Source organism: Pyxidicoccus sp. MSG2 (genome assembly GCF_026626705.1).
GTDB lineage: Bacteria > Myxococcota > Myxococcia > Myxococcales > Myxococcaceae > Myxococcus.
Genome location: NZ_JAPNKC010000001.1, coordinates 2,759,179 through 2,779,077, shown reverse-complemented (window position 1 = coordinate 2,779,077; position 19,899 = coordinate 2,759,179). Strand labels below are relative to the sequence as shown.

At 70.4% G+C, this 19,899-nt stretch carries 14 protein-coding genes; 6 read left to right on the top strand and 8 right to left on the bottom strand.

Annotated features, from left to right (window positions below; all coding sequences use genetic code 11):
* Window positions 1-75: 75 nt before the first annotated feature.
* The 4 genes from OV427_RS10125 to OV427_RS10110 form a co-directional block, all read right to left on the bottom strand.
* Window positions 76-1,329, bottom strand: a complete 1,254-nt coding sequence (locus OV427_RS10125; protein WP_267855887.1) for a nuclease A inhibitor family protein — start codon at window positions 1,327-1,329, stop codon at window positions 76-78.
* Window positions 1,330-1,412: 83 nt separating this feature from the next.
* Window positions 1,413-1,649 carry an SDR family NAD(P)-dependent oxidoreductase gene (locus tag OV427_RS10120; RefSeq protein ID WP_267863403.1) on the bottom strand — a complete coding sequence of 79 codons (237 nt, stop codon included), beginning with the start codon at window positions 1,647-1,649 and terminating at the stop codon, window positions 1,413-1,415.
* Between the two features lie 71 nt (window positions 1,650-1,720).
* Window positions 1,721-2,182, bottom strand: coding sequence for an SMI1/KNR4 family protein (locus OV427_RS10115; RefSeq protein WP_267855886.1), 462 nt, complete (start codon window positions 2,180-2,182; stop codon window positions 1,721-1,723).
* A gap of 3 nt (window positions 2,183-2,185) precedes the next feature.
* Window positions 2,186-2,698, bottom strand: a complete 513-nt coding sequence (locus OV427_RS10110; protein ID WP_267855885.1) for a hypothetical protein — start codon at window positions 2,696-2,698, stop codon at window positions 2,186-2,188.
* On the opposite strand from OV427_RS10110, the gene OV427_RS50765 reads away from it, so the two are divergent.
* Together OV427_RS50765 and OV427_RS10105 are read left to right on the top strand one after the other, a co-directional pair.
* Complete coding sequence (locus OV427_RS50765) at window positions 2,661-3,242, top strand: RICIN domain-containing protein (protein ID WP_420718257.1); 582 nt, start codon at window positions 2,661-2,663, stop codon at window positions 3,240-3,242. The two genes, OV427_RS10110 and OV427_RS50765, sit on opposite strands and share 38 nt — an antisense overlap.
* A 98-nt stretch (window positions 3,243-3,340) precedes the next feature.
* Window positions 3,341-3,706 carry a VOC family protein gene (locus OV427_RS10105; protein ID WP_267855884.1) on the top strand — a complete coding sequence of 122 codons (366 nt, stop codon included), beginning with the start codon at window positions 3,341-3,343 and terminating at the stop codon, window positions 3,704-3,706.
* 43 nt (window positions 3,707-3,749) lie between these two features.
* Here the strand turns inward: OV427_RS10105 and OV427_RS10100 are convergent, their stop codons facing one another.
* The gene (locus OV427_RS10100; RefSeq protein WP_267855883.1) at window positions 3,750-4,703 is read right to left on the bottom strand and encodes a CPBP family intramembrane glutamic endopeptidase; all 954 of its coding nucleotides are present in this window, start codon (window positions 4,701-4,703) and stop codon (window positions 3,750-3,752) included.
* A gap of 11 nt (window positions 4,704-4,714) precedes the next feature.
* Window positions 4,715-6,091, bottom strand: coding sequence for an alpha/beta fold hydrolase (locus OV427_RS10095; protein ID WP_267855882.1), 1,377 nt, complete (start codon window positions 6,089-6,091; stop codon window positions 4,715-4,717).
* A gap of 111 nt (window positions 6,092-6,202) precedes the next feature.
* Between OV427_RS10095 and OV427_RS10090 the strand changes: the two genes are divergently transcribed.
* Entirely contained in the window at window positions 6,203-7,132 is a 930-nt protein-coding gene (locus OV427_RS10090; protein WP_267855881.1) for an AraC family transcriptional regulator, read from the top strand.
* Between the two features lie 28 nt (window positions 7,133-7,160).
* On the opposite strand, the gene OV427_RS10085 is transcribed toward OV427_RS10090, so the two are convergent.
* Complete coding sequence (locus OV427_RS10085; protein ID WP_267855880.1) at window positions 7,161-7,583, bottom strand: hypothetical protein; 423 nt, start codon at window positions 7,581-7,583, stop codon at window positions 7,161-7,163.
* 47 nt (window positions 7,584-7,630) lie between these two features.
* Between OV427_RS10085 and OV427_RS10080 the strand changes: the two genes are divergently transcribed.
* Together OV427_RS10080 and OV427_RS10075 are read left to right on the top strand one after the other, a co-directional pair.
* Window positions 7,631-8,320, top strand: coding sequence for a MerR family transcriptional regulator (locus tag OV427_RS10080; protein ID WP_267855879.1), 690 nt, complete (start codon window positions 7,631-7,633; stop codon window positions 8,318-8,320).
* Window positions 8,321-8,436: 116 nt separating this feature from the next.
* On the top strand, window positions 8,437-10,500 hold the full coding sequence (locus OV427_RS10075; RefSeq protein ID WP_267855878.1) for an MASE1 domain-containing protein: 2,064 nt from the start codon (window positions 8,437-8,439) through the stop codon (window positions 10,498-10,500).
* Here the strand turns inward: OV427_RS10075 and OV427_RS10070 are convergent.
* Window positions 10,469-16,585: an ATP-binding protein gene (locus tag OV427_RS10070; protein ID WP_267855877.1), complete on the bottom strand. Its 6,117-nt coding sequence runs from the start codon at window positions 16,583-16,585 to the stop codon at window positions 10,469-10,471. The genes OV427_RS10075 and OV427_RS10070 overlap by 32 nt on opposite strands.
* A 188-nt stretch (window positions 16,586-16,773) precedes the next feature.
* Here OV427_RS10070 and OV427_RS10065 point away from each other — a divergent pair, with 188 nt between their 5' ends.
* The gene (locus OV427_RS10065) at window positions 16,774-19,833 is read left to right on the top strand and encodes a hypothetical protein (protein WP_267855876.1); all 3,060 of its coding nucleotides are present in this window, start codon (window positions 16,774-16,776) and stop codon (window positions 19,831-19,833) included.
* The last annotated feature ends 66 nt before the right edge of the window (window positions 19,834-19,899 follow it).

Sequence of the window (19,899 nt, the reverse complement as noted above, 5' to 3'; positions counted from 1 at the left end):
ACACCGTTCCCACGTTTTCTGCCACCTCCACGCTCATGGCGGCAGCTCCCAGCCTCTCACGCCTCTCGCGCGGGCTCAGGTCTCGATGGCGATGGACTTGATGCCGACGAGGTCACCGCACGAGGTGCGACCGACGAGGAAGACCTGCACGACGGCCTGGTTGGGGCCGCCCGGCGGCGCGTGCAGCGCGACGTAGATGACGTCGGTGAGCTGGGTGTCGAACGCGTTCTCGATGTTGGCCGCGGCCCACGGATCGGCGCTGCCGCTCGACGGCTCCAGCGCGCGGAAGTAGTTCGAGACCACGCGCACCTCGGCGGTGTATCCCGACGGCACGCCGGCCAGTGCCAGCACCGTGGCGGCGGTTGGCGCGCTCCCGCCCTCGCCCTGCCACGACACCAGCTCGACAGGACGGTCGCTCTCGCTCATGAGCAGCACGTGCGGCAGCTGCGGCGCCACCGCGTTCGACCACAGCGTGATGCAGGTGGAGGGGCCGCCCTGCGCGTAGGTCTTGAGCGCGTCCATCGTCGCCGTGCCGATGCCGTACGTCGCCGCCACCGCCGCCAGCGACGTGTACGGGCGCGCGGCGATGAGGTCGTTGGCCTGCGCGCCGGCGACGCCGTGCCCGGTGAGCTGCGCGTACGTGGCCTGATTGGCGAGGTCCAGTGCGGTCACGGCGGTGGGCTCGTTGAAGGTGACGCCGTCGAACGTGCCGGCAAGGCAGGTCTGTCCGTGCAGGCAGTTCCACCACGGCAGCGCGTGAGCGCGCAGCTGCACGAGCGCGGTCGGGCCGACCCAGGTGACGGCGCCCATCTGCGCTACGCGGGTGTACGGGCGCCCCGCGTACAGGTGGTCCGCGGCGCGCGCCTCGAGGAGGTTGTGGATCGTGGCCGAGTCGGCGTGGTTGACGCCCCACACCACCGACTCCGACTCCCAACCGCGGAAGCTCACGCCCTCGACCGTTTCGCCCGCCGGCGCCGGGTGCGCCGCCGAGTACACGTCGAGCTGCTGCAGCACCGTGTCGTCGACGTTGGGCACCGCGTCGAGCCCGGCGATGGTGGTGAAGTAGGCGTCATCGGCCGAGGGGGAGACGCTGTCGGCGCCGTCGCGGTGGGCGGTGATGGCCACCGCCGCCCAGGGGTGGATGCCCACCTGGTTCTGGAGCACGCCGACGCTGTTGCCGGGGTAGTTGACGAAGTCGAGGATGCGCGCCTCGGCCTCGGGCGAGAGCAGGAGGGCGGCGGAGGAACTGGCCGTTTCAAGGCCGTCCTGGGGAGGGGCCTCGGAGCATGCAGCGAGGAACATCAGAGCGAGCAGAGCGATGCGTCTCATGGCGGAACTCGATTGTGTATGGACGGCCGCAGGATGTGTGACGGGCGCAGCCGTCGCAGCGTGAGCCGACAGGCGATTTGCTGTCAACGCCACGACTCGTTCCTGTCGTCGACCTTCCGCGTCTCCATCAGCGACATCGGCATGATGCCAGCGTTGTTGATGATGATTTCCACGCGTCCCAGCTCCGTCCGCGCGTAGCCGATGAATGCCTCCATGTCCTCCAGCCGCGTCACGTCGAGCTTCCGGAATCGGGCCGAGCCTTCCTCGGCGTTGATGGTCCGCGTGAGCGCCTCTAAGCCATCCGGAGGAGGTCCTGTCAGGGGGGCGTCGTTGTAGGCCGAAACGTCGGGCCTCTGCGCGGTCCCCCCTGCAAGAACCTGGTTCGGATGGTTTAGTCATCGTGGAGCCAGTAGAGGCGGTTGTTGCTCGTGAGGGCTCGCGCCAGAAACTCGCGGAGCGACGCTGCCACGGGCGTCACGGCCGGATATGTGCCGTGGTACGCATCCAACAAGGGATAGGGGGGCGGCTGGGCCACGTCCACCAAGATGAAATCCGAGTCCTGGCAGTCCACCAGCGTCCACCAGGACGCGGGGCCCATGGAGTCATCGTCGCTGCCGCGCATTCGAACGCGGGCGCGTTGTAGCTCTCCGAGAGAGAGGAGGCTGTAGCGCGCGTTGGGCAGCGGCTCGAACAGCTCCGCGCCATTGCACCGCAAGTAGAAGGCGCGCAGCTCGGCTCCGAGCTGCCAGCCCGCGCGTGATTCGAACGCGGCAATCTCCGCCTCGGTCGCGGGAGGGTGCGGGTAGTGCTCGCGCACCACGGTGGCCAGGAGCTGGTCCAGGGTTGGCGTCATGGGCTAGTCGCTGTAGGGGATGTTGGGCCCGGGGGTGGACCACCGACTGCCGCGCGCGTAGCACTGCGGATAGGCGTTGTTGAAGAGCGTGTGGACAGGGTCCGGCACGGGCAGAATGTTGCTCGGGTCGGTGGGGTGCCCTCCGTGGCCGAGGTCGCGAATGTGGTGGCCCGGCCAGTTGCGGCCGGCTGTGCCGGGCCATGTGCCGAACTCCTCAATCCAGTTCGCCCGGAACGCGTCCCGGGCGTTGTCCCAGATGCCTCTGCCGCGCCGGGGGTCGACAGTCGCGTAGTCGCAGCAGCAGTGAGTGAGCGGATAGCGGGTGCCACCCTCCGCCGGGAGGAACATGAAGCGCCCGACCCAATCGCCCTTGATGTCCGCGAGCCAGATGCAGCCCATGAGCACGCGGCCCTCGGATGCGCACTGGCGCTGGCAGCGCCCCAGCTGCTTGGCGTTGCACTGCCACGGGCCGTAATAGATGGTCGTGGTCACCCGGCCGCCGTTGGGGCTCGGCACCGCCGGCCCGACCCACCTTGCAGTGGCGGGGGGCATGCCGACTGCGCCGACCGTGGCCGAGCCGCATGCTGCGAGGGCCGACGCGGTGAGCGCGACGACGAGCGGACGATACTCGGAGGGGGCAAACACGCAAAAGCGGCTAGCACCGACAACGCGCCGCACGCAAGTCACGGCGGTGGGGGGCCCTCTTGGTGGGTTGGCCCGACAAGCAGGCGTTGCCGCCTGCCACTCCAGGGTCTGGCGGTGCGCTACCTTGCCGTGCGGCGATTGGAAGCGCCGCTCCGGCGCCACCGGCAACGGCGCGTGTATCCAGCAGGCGCCGTGCTCGGGCCTGTCGAAGCAGCTCTGGAGGCGCAACAGCAAGGGCTCGGGCCGGTACGAAATCGTCGCCGTCAACGGAGGCCGCTGCCTGGATGTGACGGGCGGCCCCACCGCCACGGGCGACGGTGTGCTGATGGCGCTCTGGGATTGCTCGGACTTGCACAGAGGAGCGCAAGCCCTCTATTTTTCGCGCCGGTCGGAAAACGGCAGAGCGGTTCGGTGAGCCCCGCTCACTCCCACGGTGGGAGCACTTGTTCCACCTCGTTCAGGTGAGAACCCACGGCCATGCAAGGCACACGTGTGCCTTCAGAGGCTCCCACCATGAAGCTGAATCACCTCGACCTGCAGGTCCCCGACGTCCAGCGCACCGCTCTGTTCTTCGAGCGCTACTTCGACTTCGAGCACGGCTCGAATCGGGCCTCGCCAGCCATCGCCATCCTCTCGGACCGGCATGGCCTCGTGCTCGTGTTGCAGAAGCTCAAGGACCCGGCGCAGGCCTACCCGGAAGGGTTCCACCTCGGCTTCTACGTCGACACGGAAGACGCCGTGACGCAGTTCCACGCCCGCGCGACGAGCGACGGGCTGGAGGTCTCCGAGGTCACCCGGAACAACCGCGGCACGATGGTGTACTGCAAGGCGCCGGGAGGCCTCCTCGTCGAGGTCAACTGCCGCCCCCGCGCGTCCTGATACACGGTCATGGCCGGTCGCCCGGGCATGGGCGGATGGCGCCTCACCCATGCCCGGCCGGCACGGCCACCCCGCTGGACCGGCGCACCAGCACCAGGGCCCCCACCACCAGCAGCGGGCACACGATGAGCATCGTCACGTGCACCGAGGTGGAGAGCTCCGAGGAGGGCACCGAGTAGCGGGTGAGCAGGAAGGACACCGCGTTGTTGAGGATGTGCACGCACACCGGCAGGCGCAGGCTGCCGGTGCGCTCGGCGAGCCACCCCAGGAACAGGCCCATCACCAGGGCGATGGGGCCGTGGATGGGGTCCATGTGCATGAGGCCGAAGAGGCTGGCCGCGGTGGCGATGCCGGCCGTGCGCCCCCAGCGCTCCACCAGGCGGCTCTGCACGTAGCCGCGGAAGAACAGCTCCTCGGCCGTGCCCGCGACCAGCGCGCCGAAGAGCATCAGCAGCGCGAATGTGCCAGGCGAGGCCGCGCTGGTGGCCTGGATACCCTTCAGCGAGGTGGTCCAGTCCCACGCGCCGGTGAGGATGGTGGCGCTCTCCATCGCTTGTCCCAGCGCGCAGCAGCCCATCACGGCGGCCGCCCACACCCAGGGCGGCAGCGGTGCGCCGGCCTGGAGGCGCAGCCGCTCGCGCCACGGTCGGGGTGACAGCCAGGCGCCAATGAGCGCCGCGGCGAGCGTGGTGGTGCTGGACATCACCACTCCCGCCACGTGGAGCCAGGGCATCAGCTTGAGCTTCTCCACCACGGCGTTGAGAGCCTCGGTGTCCTGGGGTTTCACGCCGGTGCGCGCCAGCTCCACCGCCACCGCGATGCCGGCGAGGAGGGCCCCGGCCACCAGGAGCGTCACCAGCGCGAGCCCGAACGCGAGGAAGACGGGCCACACGCGCGGGCGCTCCGGCGCAAGAGGCTCCAGGGCCTGGAGTGGGACGGACAGCGGCGCCGGGGAGGGCGGACTGACGGTGGAGGCGGGCTCGGACTGGGAATCCATCGCGCGCGACGTTATCGCGCAACCCCTCCCACGCGAACCCCGGGACCGGTGGACGATATGAACGCACGGATTTCCGAGATGACTTCGTCCGAGGTGTCCTCGAAGAAGAAGTGGCTCGCATGGGGAAGCTCGACAGTCTTGTGATTGGGAAGCGTCTGCTCCCAGCGCTCGAGGTCGCTCCGGGGAAAGCCGGGGTCCTTCAGGGCCCAGAAGATGAGCGCCTGTTTGTCTTTGAGGGCGGGGAGGCCGGCTTCGAGCTCCGCGAACCAGTCGCTCGCGGCGGTAATCTGCCCCGGATAGAAGGCGGCAATCCCGCGACGCTCCAGCGGCCGGAATGGACGCACGTAGACGTCCGCCACGTCGGAAGGCAGCTCACGGACGATGCTGTCCTTCAGCGCGACCGTGGCAATCCCATTGAAGTTGACCTGCACGAACTCACCCACGGGACCGCCGGCGATGACCGACCAGATGCCGCGCGGCTCGCTCGTGCGCGTCGTCCATGCCCAGGTGCTCCCCAGGATGAGGCCTCGCACGAGCTCGGGACGGCGCTCCGCGAAAGCGGTGCCGATGGGCCCGCCCCAGTCCTGCATGACCAGCGTCACGTCACGAAGCCCGAGCTGGTCGACGAACTCCTCGAGGACGCGGCTCTCCTCGCCAGGGGTGAAGCCGAAGCCGTCCGGCGCCTGGGACAGGCCGAAGCCTGGGTAGTCCAGGGCGATGCAGCGGTACGAGCCGCGAAGCCCATGAATCAGGTCTCTCCACTGGAACGACCAGGACGGGTTGCCGTGCAGGAAGAGCAGCGTCTCGCCCTGGCCTTCGTCCACGTAGTGGATGCGCGCGCCGCTTGGGAGGTCGATGAACCTGTGCTCCACGTCGAACATCGAGCGCGGGAGGTCGGCAGCGGCGGGCGGCGCGGCACGCTCGCTTGCAATCGCCGCGAAGACGCCAGCGGCTTCGAGCGCCCCGAAGAGCACGAGGGCGGCCGTGCCGAGACGTGAGCGGCGAGTCCGCTCGGCGGAGCGGGGGACGAACCAGACCACGGTGGCGGCCACGGCGATGACGGCGGGGAGCCCCGAGGCGACGAGCCCGCGAGGGCCCAGGACGGCCATCCCCAGGAGCAGGACCAGCGCGAGCCCGAAGACAATTGCCGCCAGCGCAAGTCGTGGCCGACCCGTACGTCCAGCAAGCGCGCGATACACGAACGCCGCGCCCACCGCGAGGAGCACGCACGCGGGCGCCAGGACCGCATACCGGAGCTCGGGGAAGAAGGTGAGCCCGCGGCTGCGAGGCACCACCGCGACGGCGAGCGTCGCGAGCAGCACGATGGGCACGGACGCCGCCCATCCTGAGCCGAGCGTGCGAAGGGCCTTCGGAGTTGCTGATTCCACGGTGTGACCTCCTCTGTTCATGAGGTACCGTAAGTCCGAGCGGGAGGACTTTCAGTGCCTGGAACGCCAGAAGAAGTATCCAATCGTCCAGATTTGAGGACGCTCGCGGGGGTGGACCCGTTCAGCGACGTGTTCACCGCGATGCGCGTCAGGAGCGCGCTGTATTGCCGGATGGAGGCGACCGCGCCGTGGGGCGTGAAGTTCCCCGGCTCGCCGCATGCGAAGTTCGGGCTGGTGACGCGCGGGAGCTGCTGGCTCGAGGTCACCGGGGAGCCGAGCCCCATCCCGCTGCGCGGCGGTGATTGCTACGTCGTCGCGCCCGACGTCGGCATCACGGTGCGCGACGCGCTCCGCACCCGTCCCGTCGATGGGGAGGCGCTCATCCGGACGAAGGTCGGCGACCTGCTCCACCTGGGCGGAGGCGGTGCGCCAACCCACGTCGTCACCGGCCTGTTCGAGTTCGACGAGTGGAGCGGCAAGCCCGTCTTCGAAATGCTGCCGAGCGTCCTGTGCGTGCGGGGCGACGAAGCCCAGGCCAGCGCGCTGGGGGCGACGCTCAACCTCCTGTCGCTCGAAACCGCGACGCCCACCATCGGCTCCCCCGTCGTCATCAGCCGACTGGCGGAAATCCTGTTCGTCCAGACGATTCGCGCGCACTACGCATCGGGCCGGGCGGGAGAGCAGGGCTGGTTGGCGGCGCTCGGGAGGGGGCCGCTCGGCGCGGCACTGCGCGCGATGCATCATTCCCCGGCGCACCCCTGGTCCGTCGAGGCGCTCGCCGGCGTGGCGGGTATGTCGCGCTCGGCATTCGCCCTGCGCTTCAAGGAACAGATTGGAGAGACGCCGCTCGAGTACCTGACGCGCTGGCGGATGTACAAGGCGGGGTGTCTGTTGCGCGACGGGGACTCCGGGCTCGCGGAAATCGCCGATGCCGTCGGCTACGAGTCACCCGGTGCCTTCAACCGGGCCTTCCAGCGCGTCCACGCGCAGACTCCGGGTGAGTTCAGGCGTCGCACCCGCCAGGCCGGCGTGGCCGGGTAGCGAGGGCCGACGGGGCCGCGCAGGTGGCTCACGCGGCCGAGATGCCCGCGAGGAGCAACCCCAGGCCCGCCGCCAGCAGCCCGAGCGTGAGCGAGCCCACGCCCACCCAGAGCAGGGCGAAGAGGCGGTTGGGGCGCTGCGGGTCCTTTCCCAGGACGGAGAGGAAGAACCCCGCCGGCATGAGCAGTGCGGAGACCGGCACGCCGTAGCGCGCGACCAGGTCGAAGGCGAACGGCAGCCTCGCGGCGTCGATGACCGCGAGGATGGCGATGCTGAGCACCAGGAGCACGGCCGCATGGGCGTGCCCCGCACGGAAAAAGTTCTTCTGCAGCGCGTTCGCGGGGACTATTCCCCGGCCGACGCGGGTGAGGAACCAGCCCCCCGACTCCACCGTGATGAGTGAGAGGAGGAGGGTGCCGATGACGATGAGGGTGTGAGGTTGGATACTCATGGTATCCAATGTTAGATAGCTCAGCTATCCAGTGCAAGGAAATCCGCATGCGCATCTCCGAGCTCGTGGAGCGGACAGGCGTTCCGCTCGCGACCATCAAGTACTACCTGCGCGAGGGACTGCTCCCGGCCGGTGAGGCGACCGCCGCGACGCGGGCCGAATACGGCGAGGTGCACGTGCGGCGCATCGCCGTGATTCGCGCGCTCACCGAGACGGTGGGCCTCAGCGTGCAGAAGGCGCGCGAGGTGCTTCGGCTCATCGACCAGCCCCAGGACTCCCTCTTCGAGACCTTCGGCCAGGCCATCGAGGCCCTGCCGCCGGAGGTGACGCCGGATGCCACGGCCGACTACCCGCGCGCCCGTGCCGTGCTGGAGCAGCTCGGCCAGGTCTATGAGCCTCGCTTCGCGGCCGTCGCCCAGCTCGAGCGCGCGCTCGCCGCCGCCGAGGCCGCTGGCATCCCCCTCGACGACGCGCGACTCGCCGTCTACGGGCCGCACATCCGCGCCATCGCCGAGTTCGACGTCGGCCGCATCCCGCGGGACGATGCCGCGGCCGCCGTCGAGTACGCCGTGCTCGGCACCGCGCTCCACGAGCCCGTGCTCATCGCGCTCCGCCGGCTCGCGCATCAGGACGTCGCGGCCCGGCGGTATGGCCCTGTTCCGTCCGAGACACCACCCGCGTCGCGAAAGGCCGCGCGCAAGGCCCCTCGTGCGCGGACCCGGCCCAAGGGGAGCTGAATCGTCGTGTGAGTGACGGAGCGGGCAGCCGGGCTCGGCGCCCCTGCGGGCGGCGGCCGGTCTTCCCATCTTTCATGCTCCTGGGATGGGCCCCCCTCCCGGGGCGGGGGGCTGGCATGAGGTCGTTGCGAGAGCCGCGAAGCACCACGCTGGAGACGGTGGGCTGGGCCACCGCTCTCGGGCTCCTCTTCTTCGGCCTCGGGGTGGTGAGTGAGCGCACCACGTTTGCTCCCTACCACAGTGCCGCCATCTGGCTGCCGAGTGGACTGACGCTCGCGGTGCTCGTACGGGTCGAGCGACGCCACTGGGGCATCCTCCTCGCCGCACTCTTCCTCGCCGAGCTGGCCAAGGTGCTGGTGCTCGGCGGTGTGCTTCCCATGGCCCTGACGTGGGCGGCGGCCAACTGCCTCCGCGCACTGCTGGGGGCGGTCCTCGTGTGCTCCTGGGCGGCGGGGCCGGTGCGGCTGCACCATGTCCGCGAAGTCGCCGGCCTCATCCTCTTCGGAGGCCTGCTCGGGCCGCTCGTCAGCGCGACGCTCGGGGCCGCGTCGATGGTGCTCTGGCTGGAGGGTGCGGCTCCCTTTTCCATCGAGTGGCTCGCCTGGTTTCTGGCCGACTCGTTGGGAAGCCTGCTGTTGGCGCCGCTGCTGCTCACGTGGTGGCCCCTCCCACGTGAGTTCGCCCGTCCGCGGTGCCTGGGCGAGCTGGCCATCGTTCTCGGTGCGGTCGTGGCGGTGAGCCACTTCGTCCTCGGCGGGTCCGTGCGCTGGGCCTTCCCCTATCTTCCCTTTCCCCTGCTCGTCTGGGCGGCACTCTGGTTGGGGCCGGCGGGAACGGCCGCCGCGGTGGCGGCGCTCACGACCATCACCCTGGGAGACACGGTCGCCGGGCATGGCCCTTTTTCTGGCGCGCCCGTATCGAGCGAGGCACAACTTCTCGCGACGCAGGCGTACCTCGCGGTGATGGGGCTCTCCGCCAACGCGTTCGCGGCGCTGGTTGCGGAGCGCCGCGCGACCGCGCGCGTCCACCGGTTCTTCGCCGACGTGGGGGCGCTCCTCGCCGAGTCCCTGGACGTTCGCCGCACGCTCTCCCTCATCGCGGAGCGGGTGGTCCCCGATATGGCCACGGGGTTCGCCGCATGGGTGGCGCAGGAAGATGGGCGCCTCGTTCAGGTGGCCGAGATGGGGGTGGGGCCGGAGCTCCACCCGGTGCTGGCCGCCCAGCTGACACCCCCCCTCCAGCGATGGGTGGACCCATCCGGGCGCATCATCCTGGTGCCGTTGCAGGGCAGGGAGAAGCCGGTGGGCGCGCTCGTGCTGGTGGGGGAGGAGCGGTTGCGGCCGCTCCGCGCTCGCGAGCGGTACCTTGCCGAAGAGCTCGCGCGACGCTGTGCCCTGGCCGTGGAGAATGCCTGGCTCTTCGAGCGCTCGGAGCAGGCCGTCCATGCCCGCGACGAATTCATCGCCATCGCGGCCCACGAGCTGCGCACGCCGCTGACCGCCCTCAACCTGCGGTTGGGCACCCTCCTGCGGTCGCTGGGTCCACGCCCGGTGGTGGAGTCCGTCCGGCGGAAGCTCCAACTGGCCGTCAAGCAGGTGGCCCGCCTCTCGCGCCTGGTCGACAGCCTTCTCGATATCGGGCGCATCCACTCCGGACGGCTTCAGCTTGCCCGCGAGCCGGTGCGACTCGACGAGCTCGTGCGCACGACGACGGAGCGTTTCAGGGAGCAATTCGAGCGGGCCGGCTGCACGTTGCTGCTGCGCCTCGAGGACGACGTGCTCGGAGAGTGGGACAGGCTCCGCATCGAGCAGGTGCTCACCAACCTGCTCTCCAATGCCGTGAAGTTCGGCGCCGGACGCCCCCTCGAGGTGGAGGTGTCCCAGGCCGGCAGCCGCGCCCTCCTCCGCGTGCGCGACCATGGGGTGGGGATGGATGCCCAGGCGCTCTCGCGTGTCTTTGGCCGCTTCGAACAGGCGGTGTCCCCCCGGGAGTACGGCGGGCTCGGGCTGGGGCTCTACCTCGCGAAGGAGATTGTCGAAGCGCACGGGGGCCAGTTGCATGCCACGAGCCGCCCCGGCGAGGGCGCCACCTTCACGGTGGAGCTTCCCGCGCTACCCGGGGTGGCTCCCAGCCCTGGCGGCCCGAGGTTCAGCGAACAGGCCGCCGAAGGGACTGCATAGGGACCGCCCCTGGCACCGTGCTGGCGAAGCTCAGCGGGAGCACCACCGTGAAGGTGGCCCCTCCGCCCTCCGTTTTCGTCAGGTGGAGGGCTCCCCCGTGTGCTTCCGCGATGTGGCGTGCCATCCACAGGCCCAGGCCGAAGCCCCCGTAGTTCCGGGTGGGAGCGGCGCGTTCGAAGCGGCTGAAGATGCGCTCCGCGTCCTCGGGCGAGACACCTCCGCCATGGTCCACGATGCGAATCGAAGCGCTGTCCGCGTCCCTGGCCACGGTGACTTCCACGGGCTTGCCCATCCCGAACTTGAGGGCGTTGTCGAGAAGGCCCTCCACCAGTTGGCGCAACCGCGCGCGGTCATAGGCCCCCACGACGGGCGAGCTCGCGCTCAGGGTGAGGGTGCAGCCCATGCGCGCGGCCTTCTCTCGCGTCTCCTCGACGAGGGCGCCCACCACCGTGGAGAGGTCGGTCTCCTCCGGGGTGAGCTCCAGGTGGCCCGACACGAGCTCCGCCACCTCGACGAGCTGCTCCACCTGTCGCGTCAGCCGGTGGAGGTGTCGCTCCGTGGCCTGCGCCCGGGTGCTCGCTTCCTCGGGAGAGAGCACGGCGCGCTCCCCGGGGGTGACGCCGCGAATCAGCGACCGGACGCTCAGCGCCAGCGCGCTCAGGGGCGTCCGGAGTTCGTGGCTCACGGCGTTGAGCCACTCGTCGCGCGCCTTCACCGTGGCACGGAGCTGCTGCTCGGCATGCTCATGTTGCGCCACGTCCCGGCGCACGCGCGCCATCTCCAACTGGGTCCGTACACGGGCGAGGAGCTCCCGTGCTGAAAACGGCTTCACCAGGTAGTCGTCCGCGCCGCTGTGCAGCCCCTCCACCGTGGACTCATCGCCCGCCCGGGCGGACAGGAGGATGATGGGGATGGCCCGCGTGCGCTCGTCGGCGCGCAGGGCGCGCACCAGTCCGAAGCCGTCCAGCCCTGGCATCATCACATCCGAGAGGATGAGGTCCGGCGGGTGGGCGCGCGCCTCTGCGAGGCCCTTGTTCCCGTCCGCCGCCATCTGGACGTTGGGGAAGGTGCGCCGAAGCAGCCCGGAGACGTAGGTGCGCAGGTCCGCGTTGTCGTCCACGAGGAGGATGCGGGAGTGCACGTACTCCGGCGGTACCTCGAAGGTGTCGTCGGGTGCTCCGGGGAGGGAGTCGCCCGCTGCCTCCCCGGTGCCCGCGGACCAGCGCCGGGCCTCTTCGACGAAAGGCGCGGCGCCCGCCGCGGAAGCGCGGGACTCGAGCGTCTGCTGGACCCGCTCCGGGGGAAGGTGCACCGAGCCACGCGGCAGTCGCACGGTGAAGGTGCTGCCCTCACCCAGCCTGCTCGTCACCGAGACGCTGCCGCCGTGCAGCCTCACCAGCTCCTGCACCAGCGCGAGGCCGATGCCGGTCCCCTCGTGGCTGCGTCCCTCGGTGGAGCGGACGCGGTAGAAGCGCTCGAAGACGCGCGGGAGCTCTTCTTCGGGGATGCCCACGCCCGTGTCCTGGACGGTGAGGACGGCCTGCCCGTCGGCCCATTCGAGGCCGACGCGGATTTCACCCTGGTGGGTGTACTTCACGGCATTCGAGAGGAGATTGAGGACAACCTTCTCCCACATGTCCGGGTCGACATAGATGGGCTCGGGCAGCGGCGGGCAGTCCACCACCAGGCGCAGGCCCGCACTCGCCGCGGCGGACTCGAAGGCGCTGGCCAGGTTGCTCGTGAAGCGCGCGAGGTCCGTCGGAACGAACGTCGCCTGGGCCCGCCCCGCCTCCATTCGCGAGAAGTCGAGGAGGGTGTTGACCATCTTGTAGAGCCGCAAGGCATTGCGGCGGACCAGGTCGAGCTGCTCTCCCTCCAGGGCCTTTCGCGTGCTGGTCAGCGCGTCCTCGATGGGGCCGAGAATCAGCGTCAGCGGCGTCCGGAACTCGTGGCTCACGTTGCTGAAGAACGCCGTCTTGGCCTGGTCGAGCTGGGCGAGCTCCTCCGCCCGCTTCTTCTCCTGCTCATAGGCGCGGGCGCTGGAGATGCTGGCGGCGAGCTGCCGCGCCAGCAGCTGCAGGAAGCCCCGGTACTCGTCGTCGAGCGCGCGGAGCGGACTGAGCCCGACGACGAGCACGCCCATCGTCTCCGCGTCCGCGCCCATCGCCACCGGAAGCATCAGGGCCCGCGTCGCGGGCTCGGGCCAGGGCCCGCCCGGGAGGGGGCCGAAGCGGGTGTGGAGGTCTTCGACCAGCACCTCCTGTCCCGTCCGCGCCACGCCCTGGAGCGGCCAGGACGTCGTGTCGCCGAGCATCAGCTCGGTGGGCGCGGCGCGTGCTCCCTGGGACAGGCCGGCACGGCTGACCAGGTGAGCCGTGTCGGCCCTGACGGCATAGAGGAGGGCGAAGGGCACGTCGTTGCCGGCCTGCGCGAGGACGGCATCCAGCGAGCGGTAGATGTCCTCGACCTTCTTGTCGAGGGCCGTCCGGATGGACAGCTCCCGGAGGATGGCCAGCTGCCGGTCACCGACCACCTGCCGCGTCGTCTCGCTCGCGATGGCGAAGAGGCCCGCGATGCCCCCCGTCTCGCCGATGGTCGGGTTGTAGGACCAGGTGAAGTAGGCCTCTTCCCTCAGGCCGCCGGGCCGGCGCGCGAAGTTGACGTTGCCGTTCTCGATGAACAGCGGCTCGCCTGTCTCATGCACGCGCTTCATCAAGGGGCCGAGGAGTGTCCATTCCTCGGCGAGCGCCTCATTCCCGCGCGCGCCCATCGTCTGCGGGTGCTTGGCGCCCAGGATGGGCCGGAACGGGTCGTTGTACAGCATGATGAGCTCCGGCCCCCAGAAGAGGATGATGGGGTAGGGGGAGCGGAGCATCGTGCTGACGGACGTGCGCAGCGACTGCGGCCAGCGCTCGCACGGACCCAGCGGGTTCTGGGACCAGTCGATGGAGCGCATCAGGGCGCCCATCTCACCGCCGGCCTGGATGAAGCTCTCCTCGGTGCCCGGGCGCGTCGGCGGTGGGAGCGCCGGGTGATGCGCGAGCGGTGCCGCGGGCGTGACAGCCTTCGCCCGCGGCGCAAGCGGTATCGAGAAGGAGAAGGTGCTGCCCGCGCCGGGAGGACTCTCCAACTGGATGCGCCCGCCATGGCCTTCCACGATGCCCTTCGCGATGGAGAGACCCAGGCCGTGGCCCTCGCGCCGCTTCTGGGCCGCGTGCCAGTAGCGGTCGAAGATGTGGGGTTGGGCTTCGAGCGGGATTCCGGGGCCGGTGTCCGACACGCTGAAGCGGACGCTCCCGGTGCCCTGCTCGAGCTCCGCCCGCACCCGCACGGTGCCGCCGTGGGGAGTGAATCTGACCGCATTGGAGACGAGGTTTCCGAGGACCTGGAGGACCCGCTCCCTGTCGCACGGCACCGGCGGAAGGTGGGAGGCGATTGCGGTCTGGAGCGCGACGCCCTTCTCCAGCGCCTGCGGCTCGAATGTCTCGCGGACCTCGCGCAGCAGCTCCTCCGCCGCGTGGGGCCGGGGCTCGAGGGAGAGGCTGCCGGAGTCGATGCTCGCCACGTCGAGCAGGTCCCCCACGAGCCGGTTCATGCGGCCCACGGAGCGGAGAATGGAGTCCGTCTGTTTGCGCCACTGAGCATCGCGCTCGTCATGCCCCAGGGTGCGTTGGAGGAGCTCCGCGGCGAGGCTGATGCTGCTCAAGGGAGAGCGCAGGTCGTGGCTGACGATGGCCAGCGTCTCCTCGCGTGAGCGGGTGGCGCGCTCGGCTTCGGCGAGCAGCCGGCTGGCTTGCTCGGCGTGGGCGCGCTCGGCCTGGACGGCCTGCCGCCGCAGGTGGGAGACCGTGAGCTGCGCATTGACGCGAGCGAGGAGCTCGTTCGCGGAGAAGGGCTTGACGAGGTATTCGTCGGCGCCGCTCTTCAAGCCCTCGATGGTGGCCTCTTCCCCCGCGCGAGCGGAGAGGAGCACCACGGGGATGGTCCGGGTGCGCGGGTCCGCGCGCAGCATGCGGACCAGCTCGAGGCCATTCATGCCCGGCATCATCACGTCGGACAGGATGAGGTCCGGGGGATGCGCCTGCGCCGCGGCGAGGGCCCGCGCACCGTCGCTCACCACCTCCACCGTCCAGTGCGGCGACAGCAGGCGCGTGAGGTAGGTGCGCATGTCGGTGTTGTCGTCCGCCACCAGGATGCGTGCACCCGCTTGGTGTGGGGCCGGCACCGACGGCGCGGATGACGGGGTGCCGGTGTCATTCCATTGGGAGACCTCGGCGAGGAACGCGTGAGACCCAATCCCGGTGGGCGCGAGCGCTCGGGCCTCGCCGAGCTGCTCCCTGGGCAGGTGCGCGGTGCCCGTCGGGAGGCACACGGTGAAGGTGGTTCCCTTCCCGAGGACGCTCTTCACCGTCACCTGCCCGCGGTGCAGGTTCACCAACTCCCGCACGAGGGCGAGGCCGATGCCCGTGCCCTCGTGACTCCGCCCGCGCGCGCCCTCCACCCGGTGGAAGCGCTCGAAGATGCGCGACAGCTCCTCTTCGGGGATGCCGGTGCCCGTGTCCTGGACGGTGAGCTCCACGCGCTCGCCCAGCCACTTCAGCGCGACACGGATTTCACCCGTGAAGGTGAACTTGAAGGCGTTGGAGAGGAGGTTGAGGACAATCTTCTCCCACATCGCCGGGTCGACATGGACGGCCTCCGGCAGGGCGGGGCACTCCACCACCAGTTGGAGGTCGGCGGTCGCCATCGCCGAGTCGAACGTGCTCGCGAGGTCCCGGGTGAGCGCGGCGAGGTCCGTGGGGACGAAGGAGGCCCTGGCGCGCCCCGCCTCGAAGCGGGCGAAGTCCAGCAGCGTGTTGACCAGCTTCTGGAGCCGGAGGCCGTTGCGGCGCACCAGTTCCTGGCGCTCGCGCTGTCCGGGCGGGAGCGGCTCCCGGGCGTCCGCCAGGCCGTCCTCGACGGGCCCCAGCATCAGGGTGAGGGGCGTGCGGAACTCGTGGCTGACGTTGCTGAAGAAGGCCGTCTTGGCGCGGTCCAGCTCGGCGAGGGCCTCGGCCCGTTGCTTCTCCTCCTCGTAGGCGCGGGCGTTGCTCACGGCCGTGGCGAGGTGGTCCGCCACCAGCCCCAGGAACCCGCGGTAGTCGTCGTCCAGCGGGCGACGTGTGCTCAGGCCCACGACGAGGAAGCCGTAGGAGCGCTCGGCGCCCGGACGGGAGATGGGCAGCACCCAGGCGGAGTGGGGGGACTCGGGCCAGGCGCCGCCGGGTAGGTCGCCGAAGCGGGCGCGCACGTCGGAGACGAGCTGCGCGCTCTGCGTTTCCGTGGCCTCGAGAAAGGGCCACGGGGGACTGTCCGCGTCCTCGCTGGAGCATGTCCAGCCCGCCGACGCCACCAGGGTGGGGCGCGTGCCCGTCTCATCCAACCGGTAGAGCAGGGCGAAGGGAATGTCGAAGGCGTTGCCCTCCAGCGCATGGGCTGCTTCTCGCCAGGCCTCCTCTTCCCGCTTCACCGCCCCCGCGCGTGCCGCGAGGTCCCTCAGCGTCCGCAGCCGCCGCTCTCCGAGGACGCGGTCGGTGGTCTCCGTCACGGTGACGAGGACGCCACCGACGCCCGCGCTTTCGTCACGGATGGGGCTGTAGGAGAAGATGAAGTAGCACTCCTCGGTGAACCCGTGACGGTCCAGGGGGAGCATGAAGTCCGTCACACCGACGGCCCTTCCCTCCATCACCCCTTCGAACATCGGACCGATGATGTGCCAGATTTCAGCGAAGGTTTCGCGCGTGCTCCGCCCCATGGCGGCGGGGTGCTTCGTCGAGCCCAGGATGGGCCGATAGCCGTCGTTGTAGAGCTGGACGAAGTCCGGCCCCCACGCGATGTACATGGGGAAGCGCGACTCGAGCAGGATGCTGACGGCGGTGCGCAGGCTCTGGGGCCAGCCCGTCACCGCGCCGATGGCCGTCTTCGACCAGTCCGTGGCGCGGATGAGGGCGCCCATCTCCCCTCCGCCCGCGAGGACCTCGGCGGAGTCCTCGAAGGTGGAAGAAATGCCCGTTGTGGCTTCGCGAGAATCCGTCGAGTGATTCATCGAGCCTTTCGCTACCACACACGGTTTAGGGCCCAAGTCGGATGTGGACGAAGGTTGGGACGTCAACGCGGCGTGAGGTCAGGGAAGCCCCTGCCTGCCTGGGTCCTGGGCTCCACTGGACGGTGCTCCCCTGGAGAAGCGCCGACGTGTCTGTATCCTGGCGGCCGTGGTTGCACCTGGAGACTCGTATGGCTTCCCCGCGCGCCGTTTTCATGACGCTTCTCACCTCTGGTTGCCTCGCGCTGGCTGCCACCTTGATGGCCGTCCAGGGGACGGGGGCCCAGGCCGCTCCCCAGCCCCAGGCCGCGCCGCTCGCCGCCGCCTCGCAGGAGTTCGGCATCGACCTGCCGGTCCGCCTGCCAGCGTCGGAGGCCCAGCTCGAACCGGCCGTGGCCTTCGACGGGACGAACTACCTCGTCGTCTGGGCGGACCACCGCGAGGGACTCCGCCGCGGCTCGTCGTCCACCAGCACCCTGATGGGGGCGCGGGTGAGCAGGGACGGCCAGCTGCTCGACCCCTTCGGCTTCGAAATCACCGACACGCCCCATTACCACGCGGCTCCATCGGTCGCCTTTGACGGAACGAACTTCCTGGTGGTGTGGGAACGGCAGCTCACCCCGTCGTCGGCGACGGACATCCATGCCACGCGCGTCTCGCCGGCCGGTCAGGTCATCGACCCGGCTCCCGCCGTCATCTCCTCCGCCGGCTTCAGCCAGGAGTCCCCTCGGGTCGCCTTCGACGGGACGAACTTCCTCGTCGTCTGGCTGGACTGGCGCAACGGCTCCTCCTCGGACGTGTACGGCGCCCGGGTGGGCCGCGACGGCAAGCGCATCGGGACGGACTTCCCCATCTCCACCGGCCCCCAGTCGGAGTACCTGCCGACCGTGGCCTTCGGCGGCTCGGAGTTCCTGGTGGTGTGGTCCGACTCGCGCTCCGGCACCGGCAACTCGGACCTGTACGGGACGCGCATCAGCACTGCCGGCACGGTGCTGGAGCCGAGCGGCCGGAGCATCATCTCGGCCCCGGGCTCGCAGGGGGCCCCGGCGCTCGTGTCCGACGGCACGCAGTACCTGCTGGCCTGGGAGGACAACCGGGCCCAGCTCGCGGACGGCGGCACGGCACCGACCCAGGTCTATGCCGCGCGGCTCGCGCTGGACGGCACGCCCGTGAGCGGCTCCGCGCGGGCGCTGTTGTCCGGGGGCTACCAGGTGACGCCCGTGGTGGCGGCCGCGCGTGACGGTTTCCTGGTCACCTGGCAGGACTATCGCGGGCCGAGCCGCGTCCTGCCCGTGGTGCGCCTGGATGCCTCGGGTGCGCAGGTCTCCACGTCCGAGCTCCCCGTGGCGCCCGCCCCCTACATCGCGCCGTTCTCCGTCGGCTCGGACGGGGAGACCTTCCTGCTCGCCTGGGCCGAGCAGCAGACGACAGCCCGCTCGTGGGACGTGCTCGCCACGAAGGTGGGCGCGGCCGCCGAGCTGCCCGCGACTCCGGCGACGCTGCTCTCGGTGGTGGCCAACACGCAGAAGCAGCCCACCGTGGCCTTCGACGGCGAGCACTATGTCGTGGCCTGGGTGGACAACCGCAATGCCCTCGACTCGGGGCAGGACATCTACGCGGCGCGCGTCGGCACGGACGGGGCGCTGCTGGACCTGGCGGGTGTCCCGGTGACGACGGCGCCCGACCCGCAGGCCTCGCCGCGCATCGCCTGCGAGGGCGGCCGGTGCCTGGTGGTGTGGGAGAACCCGCGCGACGCCGGCTTCTCTTCGAACAGCGACGTGTACGCTGCCCGGCTCACCTCGGATGCGGGCGTGCTGGAGGCGCGGGAGATGCTCCTCACTCCCACGCCCGCGGAGCGGCACAATCCGGCGGTGGCCTCGGATGGCCACCAGTACCAGGTCGTCTGGAATGAGTGGACGCCCGACGGCTTCAACATCCTGGGGCTGCGCGTCCCGCACGAGGGCGAGCCGGGGGAGTTGTCTCCGATTCCCATCTGCACCGCCACGCACAATCAGGTCCGGCCGGTCATCGCCGCGTTCGGAGGCCTCTCGCTCGTCGTCTGGAATGACAGCCGGAGCAACAGCTTCGGGGACCTGTACGCGGCCCGCATCGACTCGGACGGTGGGGTGCTGGACCCGGATGGACAGCCGCTGCTACGGGCCTCATGGAGCAAGTACACCCACGCCGTGAGCGCGTCCGAGGCCGGCTTCCTGGTGGCCTGGGAGGACGGACGCAGCAGCACCAGCCGGGACGACATCTACGGTGCCCGGGTGCTGCTGGACGGAGGCCTGCCAGATGGCACCGGGCGCAAGCTGGCCATTGCGCCCGGCTACCAGTCCGAGCCGGCTCTCGCCTTCAACGGAACGCGCCACGTCGCCGTCTGGAGGGACACGCGGGACGACCTGTCGACCGACACCCTGTCGGAGTCGCACCTGTACGGCCAGGTCGTCCCCACGGGAGGCGGGGACCTGGACGGAGGTGGCTTCTCGGTGGCACCCGGACCCTTCGTGCAGGCCGCGCCTGCGGTGGCCTCGGACGGCCGGCAGCGCGCGCTGGTGGTGTACGAGCGCAGGGATGCCTTCGGCGATCCGCGGCTGCGCGCCCGGTGGGTGTCCGACATGCTCGCGAATGGTAGTGCCTGCGCCGTGGCCGGCGAGTGCGCGAGTGGCTACTGCGTGGACGGCGTGTGCTGCAACACCGCGTGTGGTGGAGGTGTCTGCGAGGCGTGCTCGGTGGCGGAGGGGGCGCCCGTGGACGGCGTCTGCGCGCCGCTCGATGGCCGGAGCTGCGATGACGGCAATGCCTGCTCCCACACCGATACGTGCAATGGGCGCACCTGCGGAGGCATGACCTACCAGTGCAGCCCCGGGCAGTGCGAGAACTCCTCGAGCTGCGATGGCCAGGGTGGATGCTCCGCGGTGCCGCGGCCGAATGGCAGCGTGTGCAACGATGGCAACGCGTGCACCACGCCGGACTCCTGCCAGGCCGGTAGCTGCGTGGGCGCGGAGTCTGACGTGTGCCAGCAGGACGCAGGCACGGAGCCGCCGCGGGACGCGGGCACGAATCCGCCGCAGGACGCGGGCACGAATCCGCCCCAGGACGCGGGCACGGACCCGTCGCGGGACGCGGGCACGAGCCCGCCGCCGCCGGATGAGTCGTCCGGCTGTGGCTGTGGTGCCACCTCGGGTGGCTTCGAGCTGGCCCTGGCGCTCGGGGCTGGCGCCATCCTGCGCCGCCGCCGTCGCTCATAGCGCGCGTCGAGCCCCGTGGGGCCACCTGCTCGCCCGGCGGGTGGCCTCCACTCCTGGCAATGACTT